Origin of the sequence: Streptomyces sp. NBC_00568, from assembly GCF_026341855.1 — a bacterium.
Taxonomy (GTDB): Bacteria; Actinomycetota; Actinomycetes; order Streptomycetales; family Streptomycetaceae; genus Streptomyces.
In genome coordinates this window covers 3,543,214-3,555,919 of the sequence record NZ_JAPENW010000001.1, presented here as the reverse complement: position 1 = coordinate 3,555,919, position 12,706 = coordinate 3,543,214, and the positions used below count along the sequence as shown (strand labels likewise).

General features: G+C 72.7%; 11 protein-coding genes. 5 read left to right on the top strand and 6 right to left on the bottom strand.

Features of this window, described 5'->3' with window-relative positions; all coding sequences use genetic code 11:
* Positions 1-8: 8 nt before the first annotated feature.
* The 3 genes from OOK38_RS15600 to OOK38_RS15590 form a co-directional block, all read right to left on the bottom strand.
* Positions 9-791, bottom strand: coding sequence for a calcium-binding protein (locus OOK38_RS15600; protein WP_266759951.1), 783 nt, complete (start codon positions 789-791; stop codon positions 9-11).
* A 231-nt stretch (positions 792-1,022) separates the two neighbouring features.
* On the bottom strand, positions 1,023-4,187 hold the full coding sequence (locus OOK38_RS15595) for a sacsin N-terminal ATP-binding-like domain-containing protein (protein ID WP_266759953.1): 3,165 nt from the start codon (positions 4,185-4,187) through the stop codon (positions 1,023-1,025).
* Between the two features lie 711 nt (positions 4,188-4,898).
* The gene (locus OOK38_RS15590) at positions 4,899-5,825 is read right to left on the bottom strand and encodes a DUF3027 domain-containing protein (protein WP_266759955.1); all 927 of its coding nucleotides are present in this window, start codon (positions 5,823-5,825) and stop codon (positions 4,899-4,901) included.
* Positions 5,826-6,271: 446 nt separating this feature from the next.
* Between OOK38_RS15590 and OOK38_RS15585 the strand changes: the two genes are divergently transcribed.
* From OOK38_RS15585 to OOK38_RS15570, 4 genes are all read left to right on the top strand, one after another.
* Entirely contained in the window at positions 6,272-7,696 is a 1,425-nt protein-coding gene (locus OOK38_RS15585) for an MFS transporter (protein WP_266759957.1), read from the top strand.
* Between the two features lie 75 nt (positions 7,697-7,771).
* Entirely contained in the window at positions 7,772-8,269 is a 498-nt protein-coding gene (locus OOK38_RS15580) for a DUF2771 domain-containing protein (protein WP_266759959.1), read from the top strand.
* 26 nt (positions 8,270-8,295) lie between these two features.
* On the top strand, positions 8,296-8,994 hold the full coding sequence (locus OOK38_RS15575; protein ID WP_266759961.1) for a futalosine hydrolase: 699 nt from the start codon (positions 8,296-8,298) through the stop codon (positions 8,992-8,994).
* On the top strand, positions 8,978-9,841 hold the full coding sequence (locus OOK38_RS15570) for a 1,4-dihydroxy-6-naphthoate synthase (protein WP_266759963.1): 864 nt from the start codon (positions 8,978-8,980) through the stop codon (positions 9,839-9,841). The genes OOK38_RS15575 and OOK38_RS15570 overlap by 17 nt, the downstream gene beginning before the upstream one ends.
* Before the next feature lie 60 nt (positions 9,842-9,901).
* Here OOK38_RS15570 and OOK38_RS34515 read toward each other — a convergent pair whose 3' ends face one another.
* Complete coding sequence (locus OOK38_RS34515) at positions 9,902-10,285, bottom strand: cold-shock protein (RefSeq protein WP_323178805.1); 384 nt, start codon at positions 10,283-10,285, stop codon at positions 9,902-9,904.
* 196 nt (positions 10,286-10,481) lie between these two features.
* On the opposite strand from OOK38_RS34515, the gene OOK38_RS15560 reads away from it, so the two are divergent.
* Positions 10,482-10,733, top strand: a complete 252-nt coding sequence (locus OOK38_RS15560; protein WP_266759965.1) for a hypothetical protein — start codon at positions 10,482-10,484, stop codon at positions 10,731-10,733.
* 206 nt (positions 10,734-10,939) lie between these two features.
* Here OOK38_RS15560 and OOK38_RS15555 read toward each other — a convergent pair whose 3' ends face one another.
* Entirely contained in the window at positions 10,940-11,560 is a 621-nt protein-coding gene (locus OOK38_RS15555; RefSeq protein WP_266848522.1) for an HAD family hydrolase, read from the bottom strand.
* Positions 11,561-11,603: 43 nt separating this feature from the next.
* Positions 11,604-12,614, bottom strand: coding sequence for a hypothetical protein (locus OOK38_RS15550; protein ID WP_266848520.1), 1,011 nt, complete (start codon positions 12,612-12,614; stop codon positions 11,604-11,606).
* Between the last annotated feature and the right edge of the window lie 92 nt (positions 12,615-12,706).

The following is a 12,706-nucleotide window of genomic DNA, read 5'->3' as shown; positions in this document are numbered from 1 at the left end:
TTCAAGGGTTACTGCACGTCGACGTAGTCACCCGCGGCCTTGACGGCCGGAGTGGTCGAGGTGCCCGCGAAGTTGTAGCGGAAGTAACCGTCGACGGTGGCCGTCGTGGTGGTCTTCAGGTTGCCGGCGCTGTCCGTCTTCACCGTCTTGAGGCTGCCGGTGTAGGTGGCGGTGGTCTTCTTGCGGAACTGCAGCTGCACCGGCTGGACGGTGTAGCCCGCGTACTTGCGGGTGTCCCAGTTGGCGCGCGTCAGCGTGCCGGTGACCGTGATGGTCTTGCCCTTCTTCACCGGCTCCGGCGAGGCGTTGACCGTCAGCTTCGACAGGCGCTGGACCTGGAAGCTCTTGGCGTTGTCCTTCTGCGTGTAGTCGGCGTCATTGCCTGCGGCGATCGCCCAGACCTTCCAGCTGCCGGCCACCGAGTTGACCAGGTTGGAGCCCGGCGCCAGGTCGAAGGTCGACTTGCAGGTCGACGTCGTGGCGCTGACCACGGTGCAGGTGGCACGGCCGTCGCTGCCGTTGGCGACGGCACCGCTGTCGGACGACTCGATGTCCGTGCCGTGGTACAGGATCGCCTGCGCCCAGTCGACGCCCGAGGCGTCCTTGACGGTGAAGCTGACCGTGATGGTCTTCGTGGCGGTCGCGCCGACGACGACCGCCTTGCCGCCGTTCACCACGACGTTCGAGATCGTGGTGTCTCCGTGGACCTCGTCGGCCTGCGCGGCAGGCACGGCGAGAGCGGAGAGGGCCAGGGCGCCGGTGACAACGCCGAGGGTGGCACGCATGCGCATGTATTCCCCAGGTCGAGAAGGGCCCCGACGCTCCTCGTCTCACGACTCGCGGTCACGTACGGGGCCGAACGATCATGGAATCTGTTGACTCCGGTGCTCAGATCCGTGACGGGAGCGAATGGTTGTACGAGTGAGAAAACCTTTATGCATGTATGACCAAGGTCACAGCGCAGGCCCGCCCAAGGGGTCGCACACCCTCGGCGTGTACGACCCCGGGGCTCGGCCCCGGCCTCAGTCGAACCAGCGGTCCCGGGCCAGTTCCTCGGTGCGGGACGGGTCCTCCAGCAGGGCGGCGACCTCGAAGCGGCGCGGCCACTGGCCCGCCGACCAGGCGAGTCCGGCGGCGACACCCTCCAGCGTGGCGGCGTGCAGCACCCCGTCCCGGGTGCGGCGCCAGTCGAGTTCGGTGCCGTCGACCACGAGCTCCTCGTGCTCGACGTACATGGCGGGGGTCGCGGGGCCCAGCAGGACCCGTACGGACTCCGGTACGTCGTGTTCGGCGCCCTCGGAGGTCACCTCGCCGGTGACGGACTCGCTCAGCCGCCGCACCTGGAACAGCTCGGCGAGCTCGGCGGCCCGCGACGGCGGCACCGGCAGCAGCGGCACCCCGTCGGTGAAGGCCAGCAGATCCGGCGAGTCCACGACCACCGCGTCGGCGGCGTCCACGACCCGCACCTCGCCGTCCACGACGGCCCGCAGCTCGTCCGGCAGCGTCACCTGCTCCGGGTCGAGTTCGGCCAACATGCCGTAGAGAGCGTGCAGTTGGGATCCGGAGACCTCACGGTCCGGGTCGGCGAGCCGGTCGAGCAGCTCGGCGGCACCGCCCGGCTCGGCGAGCAGGGCGGCCACCGACGTACGGACGCCGAGCGCCCGCAGCACCTGTTCGTCGTCGAAGCCGGTCGCGTCGGCCTCGTCGTAGAGGCCGCGCAGCAGCGGATCGCCGCCGGCGGCCCGCAGACCGGCCGGGCGGCGCCCGTCGAGCACCGGATGCCCGCGCAGCCACCAGGCCGTGTACGGCCGGACGATCTCGTGCGTACCGTCCGGCAGCAGAACACGCACCTGCTGGGTGATCGCGTCCCGCAGCGGCGGCTGGGCGAGCAGGGCGAGGGCCTGCGGCCACCGCTCGTCGTCCACCAGGTCCAGATCCCGTACGGCGACGATCTCGGTCGCGACGGGCGGCACCGGCGAGTCGGGCAGCCGGTCCAGGACGTCCTCGCACCACACGTCCACCGCGTCCAGCAGGCCCGCGTCGTCGGGTTCGGCGAAGTCCGCGTCCCGCGGCTCCAGTTCGTCCGGATCGAGGACGACGTCAGTGGCCCGCACCAGGGCGAAGCCCGCGAGCACGCCACAGGCGGCGAGCGGCTGTTCGCCCCAGCGGTCGGCCAGCTCGGAGTCGACGAAGGCGAGTTCGTCCTCACGCATGACCTGGGCGAACGGGCTGCCGGGCAGCACGAGTTCGCCGGCGGGCATGAGTTCCCCCTCGTCGTCCGGCAGCGCGAGGGCGCCGAGCCAGGGCTCGTCCCCGGGTTCGAGGGCCGCGTCACGGACCAGCGCGAGGACGGTGTCCGCCAGCTCCTCCGCGTCCGGGGTGTCCTCGTCCCACGCTCCGCCCTCGTCGTCGAGCGAGGCGGCCACGGCGGCCCGCACCTGCGGGGTGGTGAGCACCGCGCGGGGCGTGGCCGGAAGGGCGCCCAGCTTCTCCAGGAGCGGGTGGGCGGCGTCCGGGTGCGCGACCTTGAGGCCGAGGCGGGCGAGCGTGTCGGGGGCCACCGGCGACGCGTCGGCAGTGGGCAGCAGGATCTGGCGGGGCCCGATCGTCGTACGGCCGTCGGCCAGCGGCACCGGCAGTCCGGACAGCCGGTCCGGGTCGACCCCGGCGAGGCTTTCGTACAGGCGGTGCCACCAGTCCGGGTCCTTCTCCAGACCGGCCAGCCGGTCCACGGCCTCGGTGAGCGGGACCCGGGCCACGCCCAGCGTGCGCAGTTCCACACGCCGTTCCAGCCCGGCGGGCAGCAGGCCGGTCAGCACCTCGGCGAGTACCCGGACGGTCTCGGCGCCCGCGCCCTCCACCACCTCGGCGTCGCGCGGCCGCAGGGCGGTGGGGTTCTCCGCGGGGCTGCTCTCGGGCCAGTCGGCAGGGGTGTCGTCGGCGGCCGGGGCCCGGGCGGGCGGGGCGGCGGGCGGCAGGAACGCGGTGCGCGGCAGCCGGTCCAGGATCGCCTGGCGCAGGGCGCCGTCCAGCTCGCCCTTGCCGAGCGGACCGGGCACCAGGTCGATGATCCCGGTGCCCACCGGCCGCCAGGCGGCGAGGAGTTCGGCGTAGGCGTCCGCCGCGCGCTCCACCAGGAAGTCGGTGAGCGGGCCGGGGGACGCGTGGCGCCGGGTGGTGTCGAGCGGGAGGGAGGCGATGAGGAGCGCCGGTACCCCGAGGGCTTCGTCGCTCGGCGTCGGCGCGTGCACGACGGGGCTCGTCCGCGGGCGGGCCGGGGCTCCGTCGGCGTCGACCGGGACGGCCCAGGTCACCGACCAGTGCGGGCGCAGCCGCTCCTCGACCGGGCGGTCGGCGAGCAGGGCGGGGTCGAGGGGGCCGTGGTGGGCGACGGTGCGGTAGCGGGTCGTGCCGTCGCGGGAGTCGTCGATGACGGCCCCGTGCTCGGCGCTGTCGCGGCGCAGGGTGCGGACCTCGGCGTCCCCGATCTCGACGACCACTTCCTCCAGGCCGGGAAGGGCCAGCAGGAGGGCGTCGTCGATGTTCCGCAGGAGGCGCTCGGCGAGGTCCTCGGCGGCGGTGTCGCGCAGCGGCAGGATCACGGCGGTGTCGTACGGGTCCGGGGCGGTGCCCTCGGCCGCGAACGGCAGCCGCAGCAGCGGGACATGGCCGTCCCGGCGGCGGATCTCGTCACCGAGGCCGGGGCTGTTCCCGGCGGTGCCGGCGGCGAGATCGCGGGCCTCGGCGAGCGCCCAGCGGACGCCGCCCTGCCGCCCGACGACGGCGGGCTCGTCCGTGACGGCGAGGACCGCGGCGAAACCGACGCCGAAACGGCCCACGGCCGTGTCGTGCGCGTCCCGCTTCGCGGAGGCGCGGAGGGTGGCGAGCGACTCGACGCCGGCCTCGTCGAGGGGGGCGCCGGTGTTGGCCGCCACCAGGACGCCGTCGCGGAGGGTGAGGCGCAGGCGGCCGGGGGTGCCCGCGCGGGCGGACGCGTCGGCGGCGTTCTGGGCCAGTTCCACGACGAGCCGGTCGCGGTACCCGCCCAGGACGAGGTCCTCCTCGGCGTTGGCGTCCTCGCGGAACCGGGCCGGGCTGGTCGCCCAGGCGTCCAGCACACCGCGGCGCAGCCGCGCCGTGCCGAACGGGTCCGCACCCTCGGCAGCCGGCCGCACGAACTTACTCACGGGTTCACTCTCCCTCTCGCCTGGCGCGACCGCGAATGCAGCGCCGGGTCGCGGCATGAAGGTACCGCGCGCTCCCTCCTGCTCCCGCCGGGGCGTCTGCCGGGGTGCGTGCGGGCCGGTGGGTAGGTGGGTGGGTCGGGGCCGTGCCGGTACATCCCAGTCCGTCGCCGCTGGATCAGACGTGGGCTATCTGTGCGAACTGCTGCTCGATCCGAACGTAAGCGACGGACATAGGGATGTACCGGCACGGCCCCTCCCGCCGCATCCCGGCTGCGGGTCGCACGTGGCGAAGATCCAGCCCCTCCGGCGATTGAGGAGCGGGGTCCGGGGCGGAGCCCCAGGCCCCGGGGCAAATTTCAGCCCCTCCGGCTTCAGCCCCGACCGGGGAAAGCTCCAGCCCCTCCGGTTTCAGTCCCGGCCGGGGCAAACTTCAGCCCCTCCGGTTTCAGTCCCGGCCGGGGCAAACTTCAGCCCCTCCGGTTTCAGCCCCGGCCGGGGAAAGTTTCAGCCCCTCCGGCGTTTGAGGAGCGGGGTCTGGGGCGGAGCCCCAGGGTGGGACGGGTAGGGGCGGAGGGGCGAAAGAAGGTTGGGGGCAGGCGCCCGTGCCGGGAGGGGGTGGGGGACGCCGGTCTTCCGGACCCCCGGGAGTGGCGGGAACGCCGGGTGTCCCGGGGGCGGGGGGAGAGTATCCCCCCGAGGGGAGAGCGAGGGCTAGGAGTGGCCCAGTTCTGCGGTGGAGTCGTCGGACGTCGCGGGTACCGAGCCCGAGTCGGGGGACGGACGCAGCGGGAACGGGTCCACCTGGGTCTCGTCGATCACCGGAGCCGGCGGCCGCGGAGGCTTCGGCATGACCGCAGCCTCGGAGTGCCCACCACACCCGTAAGCGAGAGACACCACACGCCCATCGGCCGGCGAGAACTCATTCGCACAGACACCGAACGCCTGTCCGAGCGAGCCCCCGATGCGGTTCAGGAAGCCACAGCTGACGCACGACGCGGGCGCGGCCTGCGCCATCGCCGTCTTGGGCCCGTACGACTCCTCCCAGCGGTCGGCCGCGACATGCAGCCCGTACCGGGAGAGCACCCGGGCCCGCCGCAGCCCCAGTTCCTCGGCCACGGCCGCGATAGAGCCCCGGCGCGGAGCCATCGGCAGGTTCGCGGGCGTCCCCGCGGTCACCTCCGCGTCCTCCGCCTCCACCAGCTCGAACATGTCCTCCGAGACCGCGGAGTTCGGCGCGGGCTCGTCCTCGCCGGAGTAGCCCGGCTCCAGCCGGAGATCCTCGGCGTCCGTGGGCAGCAGGTCCCCGGGGCCCATGTCACCGGGACGGAGCCGCTCGCTCCACGGCACCCACTCCGGGGCCAGCAGCGCGTCCGTGCCGGGCAGCAGCACCGTCTCGTCGAGGGTGACGATCTTCGCCCGGGAGGCACGGGCCACGGTCGACGCCCAGCGCCAGCCGCGGTATCCCGGTTCCTTGCACTCGAAGAAGTGCGTGACAACGCGGTCTCCCTCGGAGACCAGCCCGAGGTGCTCGCCGACGACGCCGGGGTGGGCGGCTTCCTCGGCGGCCGCGCGGGCGAGGTCGACGGCCTCGGCGCACAGGCGGTCAGGGGTGCGGCTTCGCGTTGTCGCTGCGCTCACAGGTATCGCTTCTCTCCTACGCCGTCTCACGGGTGCGCCATTCCTCCGGCGGGGGTGCGGACGGAGCGGACCGGTGGGCCGCGTCGACGTCCGCGCCCGATCGCACTCGGGCGCACCTACGCCATCCATTCTGCGGGATGGCCGAGAGGCGCGCGGCCGAGAACAATCGCCGCATGCGCGTTACGCACGCTACCTTCTCCTGGCCCCTGGGCCCACACCGGCGGGCGTCTTCGGCGCTCCGCGCCGGGATCTTTCCCGCTCCGCGGCGCCATCCCCGGGCGCTCGGCGCCGAAAGTTTCCCACCCGCCCCACCTGTCTCGCCCCGTCGGAAACCGATCCGCCCACGGCCGGCCGGCGCCCCCTGATCGTCTCCGCCCGCCCCCCACTCGGCCCTCATCCGCGCGGTAACCGCACTACGCACCCCGAAGTCGGGGCACTATGACGGAGTGGCATCCGCAAGGTCGCCCCAGGGAGCAACCGGTATCGGTGGCGCCAAAGGGAGCAACGGGAATGGCGGATCGGGCCGGGTGACCGGGTCCGTCCGCGCGGTGGGGCGTGCCCTGCACTTCCCGGTGACCCGGACGGCGCGCGGCATCCGCAAGGCGACGCACGCGCACGGGGCGGGCGAGTCGGGCCTCGGAAAACTGATCGAACTGCACGCGGTGAACGGCGCGGGCGATGTCATGATCACGGTGGCGCTCGCGTCCACCGTCTTCTTCTCCGTGCCGACCGACGAGGCCCGCGGCCGGGTCGCCCTCTACCTGGGCATCACGATGGCGCCCTTCGCGCTCCTCGCCCCCGTGATCGGCCCGCTGCTGGACCGGCTGCCGCACGGACGGCGGGCCGCGATGGCGGGCTCGATGCTCGCCCGGGCGATGCTCGCGCTGATGCTGTCGGGCGCGGTCGTCACCGGCACCTTCGAGCTGTATCCCGCCGCGCTCGGCGTGCTCGTCGCCTCGAAGGCGTACGGCGTGGTGCGCAGTGCCGTCGTGCCCCGACTGCTGCCACCGACGTTCTCCCTGGTCAAAGCTAATTCCCGGGTCACTCTGGGCGGGCTCCTCGCCACCGGTGTGGCCGGGCCCATCGCCGCCCTGCTCCAGTCGCTGGGAGCGCGCTATCCGCTCTACGGCGCCTTCGTGATCTTCATCGCGGGCACGTTCCTGTCGTTCTCGCTGCCGCCCAAGGTGGACTCCGCCAAGGGCGAGGACAAGGCGCTGCTCGCCGCCGACCCGGAGCATCTGCACGGCCCGCACCTGAAGAAACCGCCGCGCCCCGGACTGCGGACCGTGGGAACGGCCGTCACCCACGCGCTCGGCGCCAACGCCTCGCTGCGCTGCCTGTCCGGCTTCCTGATCTTCTTCCTCGCCTTCCTGCTGCGCCAGCAGCCGCTCAGCGGCAAGAGCGCGGCGGTCTCGCTCGGTCTGGTGGTCGTCTCGGCGGGCGTGGGCAACGCGCTCGGCACGGCCGTCGGAGCCTGGCTGAAACAGCGCGCTCCGGAGATCATCATCGTGACGGTGGTGGCGTTCGTGCTGGCCGTCGCGATCGCGGCGGCGATCTTCTTCGGCACTTTCTTCGTGGCGTGTCTCGCCGCGGTCGCCGGGTTCGCGCAGGCCCTCGCCAAGCTGTCCCTGGACGCGCTGATCCAGCGCGACGTCCCCGAACTCGTCCGGAGTTCGGCCTTCGCCCGCTCCGAGACACTGCTCCAGATGGCCTGGGTCCTCGGCGGAGCCATCGGCATCGCGATGCCGCTCAACGGCTCGCTCGGCCTCTCCGTGGCCGCCGGGATCGTCGCCGTGGGGTGGCTGACGACCGTGCGGGGGCTGCTCTCCGTGGCGCGCCGCGGCGGATCGGCCCGGCAGCGGGTCTCCTGAGCCGCGCGGGGGCCACGCACGGCACGCCGCACCCCACGTGGGGGCTCGGGTGGGCGTGCCCGATAGCCTTCGGCCATGACCTCCCTGCCCCGCGGCAGAGCCGCTAATGGACAACGCGCTGCGCGCCGCCGCCGCGCCGTCGCCACCGTCGGCGCCGTTTCCGCCGGACTCCTCGTCCTGTCCGCCTGTGACAAGCCGACGCCGATCGCCACCATCACGGTCGGCGACAACTCGGTGAGTTCCGAGACCGACTGCTACAACGACGGCGACGCGGTGAAGACCGCAGACCTGGCGAAGTGCCTGAAGGACAAGGACATCAAGTCCATCAAGGTCGACCCCGACGAGACCGTCCGGTTCGGTGTGGACCCGGATATCGCGGACAAGGGCTGGACGATCCTGATGAACGGTCAGCCGCTGACCGACGCCAGCACGAAGACGTACCGGACGATTCCCGGCAGCGTCTTCTTCAACGAGCAGTACGGGGCCACGGGCAACTCGACGCTCGTCTCCATCAAGGAGGGCGAGAAGACCGTGACCGGTCTGTGGACCTTCAAGCTCAAGAAGGACGCCTGATCGCTGCCGCCGGGCCGAGGGTGCTCGTGGCCACCGCCGTCCCCGCCGAGCGGGACGCGGTGGCCGGGGTGTCGTCCGGCGCGGGGCGTGAGATACGGCTTCCGGGGGCGACGCTCCACCGGGTCGGTGGGCACGATCTGCTCGCCGCCGGTGTCGGCCCCGCCCTCGCCGCCGCCTCGGTCTCCTCCGCGCTGACCGCCGCGGCCCTCGAGGGCGCGCCCTACGGCCTCGTCGTCTGCGCGGGTGTCGCCGGCGGCTTCCAGCCCGACGCGCCCGTGGGATCGCTCGTGATCGCCGACGACATCGTCGCGGCGGACCTGGGCGCGGAGGCGCCGGAGGGGTTCCTCCCGGTCACCGAACTCGGCTTCGGAACCGTCAGCCACCGGCCACCGGAATCACTCGTACGAGAGGCCGCGACCGTCACGGGTGGACGCGTCGGAACCGTGCTCACCGTGTCGACCGTGACCGGCAGCGCCGCTCGCGCCGCCGAACTGCGGGCCCGGCATCCACGAGCCCTCGCCGAGGCGATGGAGGGATTCGGGGTCGCCGAGGCGGCCGGCGCGCACGGGGTGCCGGTGCTGGAGATCCGCGCGGTGTCCAATGCCGTCGGCCCGCGTGACCGCGCCGCGTGGCGCATCGGGGACGCTCTCGCCGCACTCACCGAGGCTTTCGGGAAGCTGACGCCCCTCCTGGAGAGTTGGAACCGACATGACCGTACGCACTGAACCCGCCGAAGACCTGCGGATCGCCTACTCGCCCTGCCCGAACGACACCTTCGTCTTCGACGCCTGGGCGCACGGCCGGATCCCGGGAGCGCCCGCGCTCGACGTGACGTTCGCGGACATCGACATCACCAACGGCATGGCCGAGCGCGGCGAGTTCGACGCGCTTAAGGTGTCGTACGCCGTGCTGCCGTACGTCCTGGACACCTACGCGCTGCTGCCGTGCGGCGGGGCGCTGGGGCGGGGCTGCGGGCCGCTGGTGCTGACGCGGGAGGCGGGTGCCGACCTGAAGGGCCGCACCGTCGCCGTGCCCAGCGAGAGGTCGACGGCGTATCTGCTGTTCCGGCTGTGGGCCGCGGAAACGGTGCCCGGCGGGGTCGGCGAGATCGTGGTCATGCCGTTCCACGAGATCATGCCGGCGGTGCGGGACGGGAAGGTCGACGCGGGGCTCGTCATCCACGAGGCGCGTTTCACCTACCAGAACTACGGGCTGCACAAACTCGCCGACATGGGCGAGCACTGGGAGCGCACCACCGGGCTGCCGATCCCGCTGGGCGCGATCATCGCCAGGCGGTCGCTGGGAGCGGAGCGGCTCCAGGCGCTCGCCGACGCCACCCGCGCCTCGGTCCGCGCCGCCTGGGACGACCCCGAGGCGTCCCGCGCCTACGTCCTGGAACACGCCCAGGAGATGGACCCGAAGGTCGCGGACCAGCACATCGGCCTGTACGTCAACGAGTTCACGGCCGATCTGGGCGAGGACGGCTACGCGGCGATCCGCGGACTGCTCACGCGCGCGGCGGCCGAGGGGCTGGTGCCGCCCCTCGGGCCGAACGCTCTCGCCTTCCCCTGATGTCTCCCGCGGCCTCTCCGGAATCTCCTCGGAAACCGGCGGCAGGGCGCTAAACGCGGGTCATACGTCGAGCTGGTCGGCGACCGCGCGCAGCAGGCCCGCGATCTTGTGGCCGGACGCCTTGTCGGGGTAGCGGCCCTTCTCCAGGCTCGGCGTGATGTTCTCGAGGAGGGTCGTCAGGTCCTGGACGATGGAGGCCAGTTCGTCCGGCTTGCGGCGCTGGGCCGCCGCGACCGAGGGGGTCGGGTCCAGGATGGTCACCGAGAGCGCCTGGTCACCGCGCTGACCGGCGACGACGCCGAACTCGACGCGCTGGCCGGGCTTGAGGGCATCGACTCCGGCGGGCAGGACCGAGGAATGGACGAAGACGTCGCCGCCGTCGTCGCGGGAGAGAAAGCCGAAGCCCTTCTCAGTGTTGAACCACTTGACTTTGCCGGTGGGCACGTCTGTCCTCGTCCTCGTACTCGTCGGAAACTGCTCTGGAAACCGCGCGGGTGGTTGCAGGGGCAACCGCCCGTAAACGCCTCTGGATAGCACTACAGCGGGTCAGCCGACCCGCCGGTACCAAGGCTAATGGTCCGTCGGCTGGTGACAAGACGTCGCTGGATTGTTCCTTCGCGCAGGGAACTACCCTGGTCGGGTGCGTGACAAAACCCAAGCGAATTCCCTCGAAGCCGGCGACCGGCTGATCCGTGCCGGTGCCATCGTCTTCTTCATCGGCGCGTTGGCCACACTGGTCACCGTGGCACCACTGCTGCTCGGCACGAATCCATTTCCGACCTACATGTTCGGCTTGAGCATGCTCATGGGCGTCGGATTCCTGCTGGCCGCCGCGGGCGTGTTCCGTTCGGCCGCGGAAGGCCGCCGCCGGGCCCGTGCCGCCCGTACCTGACGGCGGTCGTGCCGACGGCCCCGTGGTGGCTCCGCTCGACGTCTAAGGGCTGTCCCGTAATCCCCGGCGGGCGCACGACGCCAGCTACGGCACCTCGCCGCGTTGTCGGATCGCCCGAATACACCCAGTATGAGGACGACCCTCCGCCTTGCGATGCACCGCATCTGACGCCGTGCGCTGATCCACCGGGGATTACGGGACAGCCCTTAGCGGTAGTTCTCCAGCCAGGCCGGGAACTCCGTGAGATCGCCGAGGACGACGTCCGCGCCCGCCGCGCGGAGTTCCTCGGCGTCGCACGGCCCGGTCGCCACGGCCACGGAGTACGCCCGCGCCGTGTGCGCGCCGCGTACGTCGCCGGTGTGGTCGCCGACGTACACGCTCGCGCCGTGCTCGCGCAGCGCCACCGCCTTCTGCTCGGCCCACAGGTTGCCGACGAGTTCGTCCGCGCCTATGCCCAGGTGTTCCAGGTGCAGCCGGGCGTTGGGCTCCCACTTCGCGGTGACGACGACCGTGCGCCCGCCCGCCGCCCGCACCGCCTCGACGGCCTCGCGCGCGCCGGCCATCGCGAGCGTGCCGGTGATGGCGTGCGCGGGATACATCTCGCGGTAGAGGTCGGCCATGGCCGCGATCTCCCCGGCCGGGAACCAGTTGGCGAGTTCGTCCTCCAGCGGCGGGCCGAGCCGCGTGACCACGAGATCCGAGTCGATGTACGTCCCGGTCCGCGCCGAGATCGCCTCGTAGCAGGCGTGGATCCCGGGGCGGGAGTCGATCAGGGTCATGTCGAGGTCGAAGCCGACGGTCAGCGCGGGGGAAGTCATATCGACCATTGTGCCCAGGCCGCCGGGGAGCCGGTCCAGGCCTTTTCGGCGGTCAGGTGCGGCGCTGGGAGCGCCAGACCAGGTACAGGGCCGAGGCGACGGCCGCGCCGCGGACGATCCAGGGCCAGGTCTCGGTCATCGCGTCGTTCATCTGGCCCTCGGCGATGGGGGTGCCCCAGCGGCCGGTCGTACGGCCCCAGATCCAGACGATGCCGGCCGTGGCAGACAGTCCCGGCAGGACGAGGACGGCCCACTTCGACTCGGCGGGGGTCAGCCGGCGCGAGCCGTAGGCGATCAGCCAGCCGAGGCCGAGCGCGAACCAGTTGCCGAGCAGGGCGCCGGCGACGAGGAGGGCGGCGGCGAGCAGGAGCAGGGGGTTGGTGTAGCCGCTGAGGCGTGCGAAGCGGCGGCGCGCCACGGCGCCCTCGGCGTCCGGTTCGTCCTCGGGGCCCGGTGCCGCCGCCTTCTCCTTGGCCGGTTTCGGCTCCGCCTCGCCCTCTTCGGCTCCTCGGTCCCTCTCGCCCGGGGGCGGCTTGAGCAGGTCGGGGATCTCCACACCGCCGACGAACCCCGGCACGCTATCGCCGAGCCCGAAGGGGCTGTTGTCCACGCGCCACCAGTCCGGCCGGCCCACGCTGTCGCCCAGTTCCTGCGCGCTCGCCAGGTGGGGCGGGGACGGGGCGTCGGCCCCGGCGCTCTCGGCGGGGCGCGCCTCCGCGGGGCGCGGGCGGGGGACGACGCGGCGCAGCCGCTTGGGGCGCTCCTCGGGTTCGGCGGCGGCGCGCTGGGTGGGCACGGCGGTCCGGCTCCGCGTACCGGGTCCGGGGCCTTCGGTGCCCTGTCCGACCGCCGCGACGATCTCGTCGGGGGTGCCGAGGCGGTCGAGGATGCGGCGGACGGCGGCGGGGCTGTCGGGGGTGCCCTTCGCCCTGCGGCGGTCGATCTCGTTGCGCAGTTCCGAGACCAGGCGCATCCGGGTCCCCGACGGCAACTGCCGCTGCTGGGCCAGGTCGCCGACCCGGCTCAGATAGTCGAAGACCAGCTGGTCGCTCTCGATCCCCACGAAGTCCCCTCCGGGGCCGGTGCGTTGGATACCCCGTGGTGACGAAGGTACCGGTTTTTCCGTGCGCGGGAGCGCCCCGCCGAGGGCTCGGG

Coding starts and splice junctions, on each gene's coding strand:
- OOK38_RS15600 (WP_266759951.1), bottom strand. CDS start 791: ATGCGCATGCGTGCCACCCTCGGCGTTGTCACCGGCGCCCTGGCCCTC.
- OOK38_RS15580 (WP_266759959.1), top strand. CDS start 7,772: ATGACCTCCCTGCCCCGCGGCAGAGCCGCTAATGGACAACGCGCTGCG.
- OOK38_RS15570 (WP_266759963.1), top strand. CDS start 8,978: ATGACCGTACGCACTGAACCCGCCGAAGACCTGCGGATCGCCTACTCG.
- OOK38_RS15555 (WP_266848522.1), bottom strand. CDS start 11,560: ATGGTCGATATGACTTCCCCCGCGCTGACCGTCGGCTTCGACCTCGAC.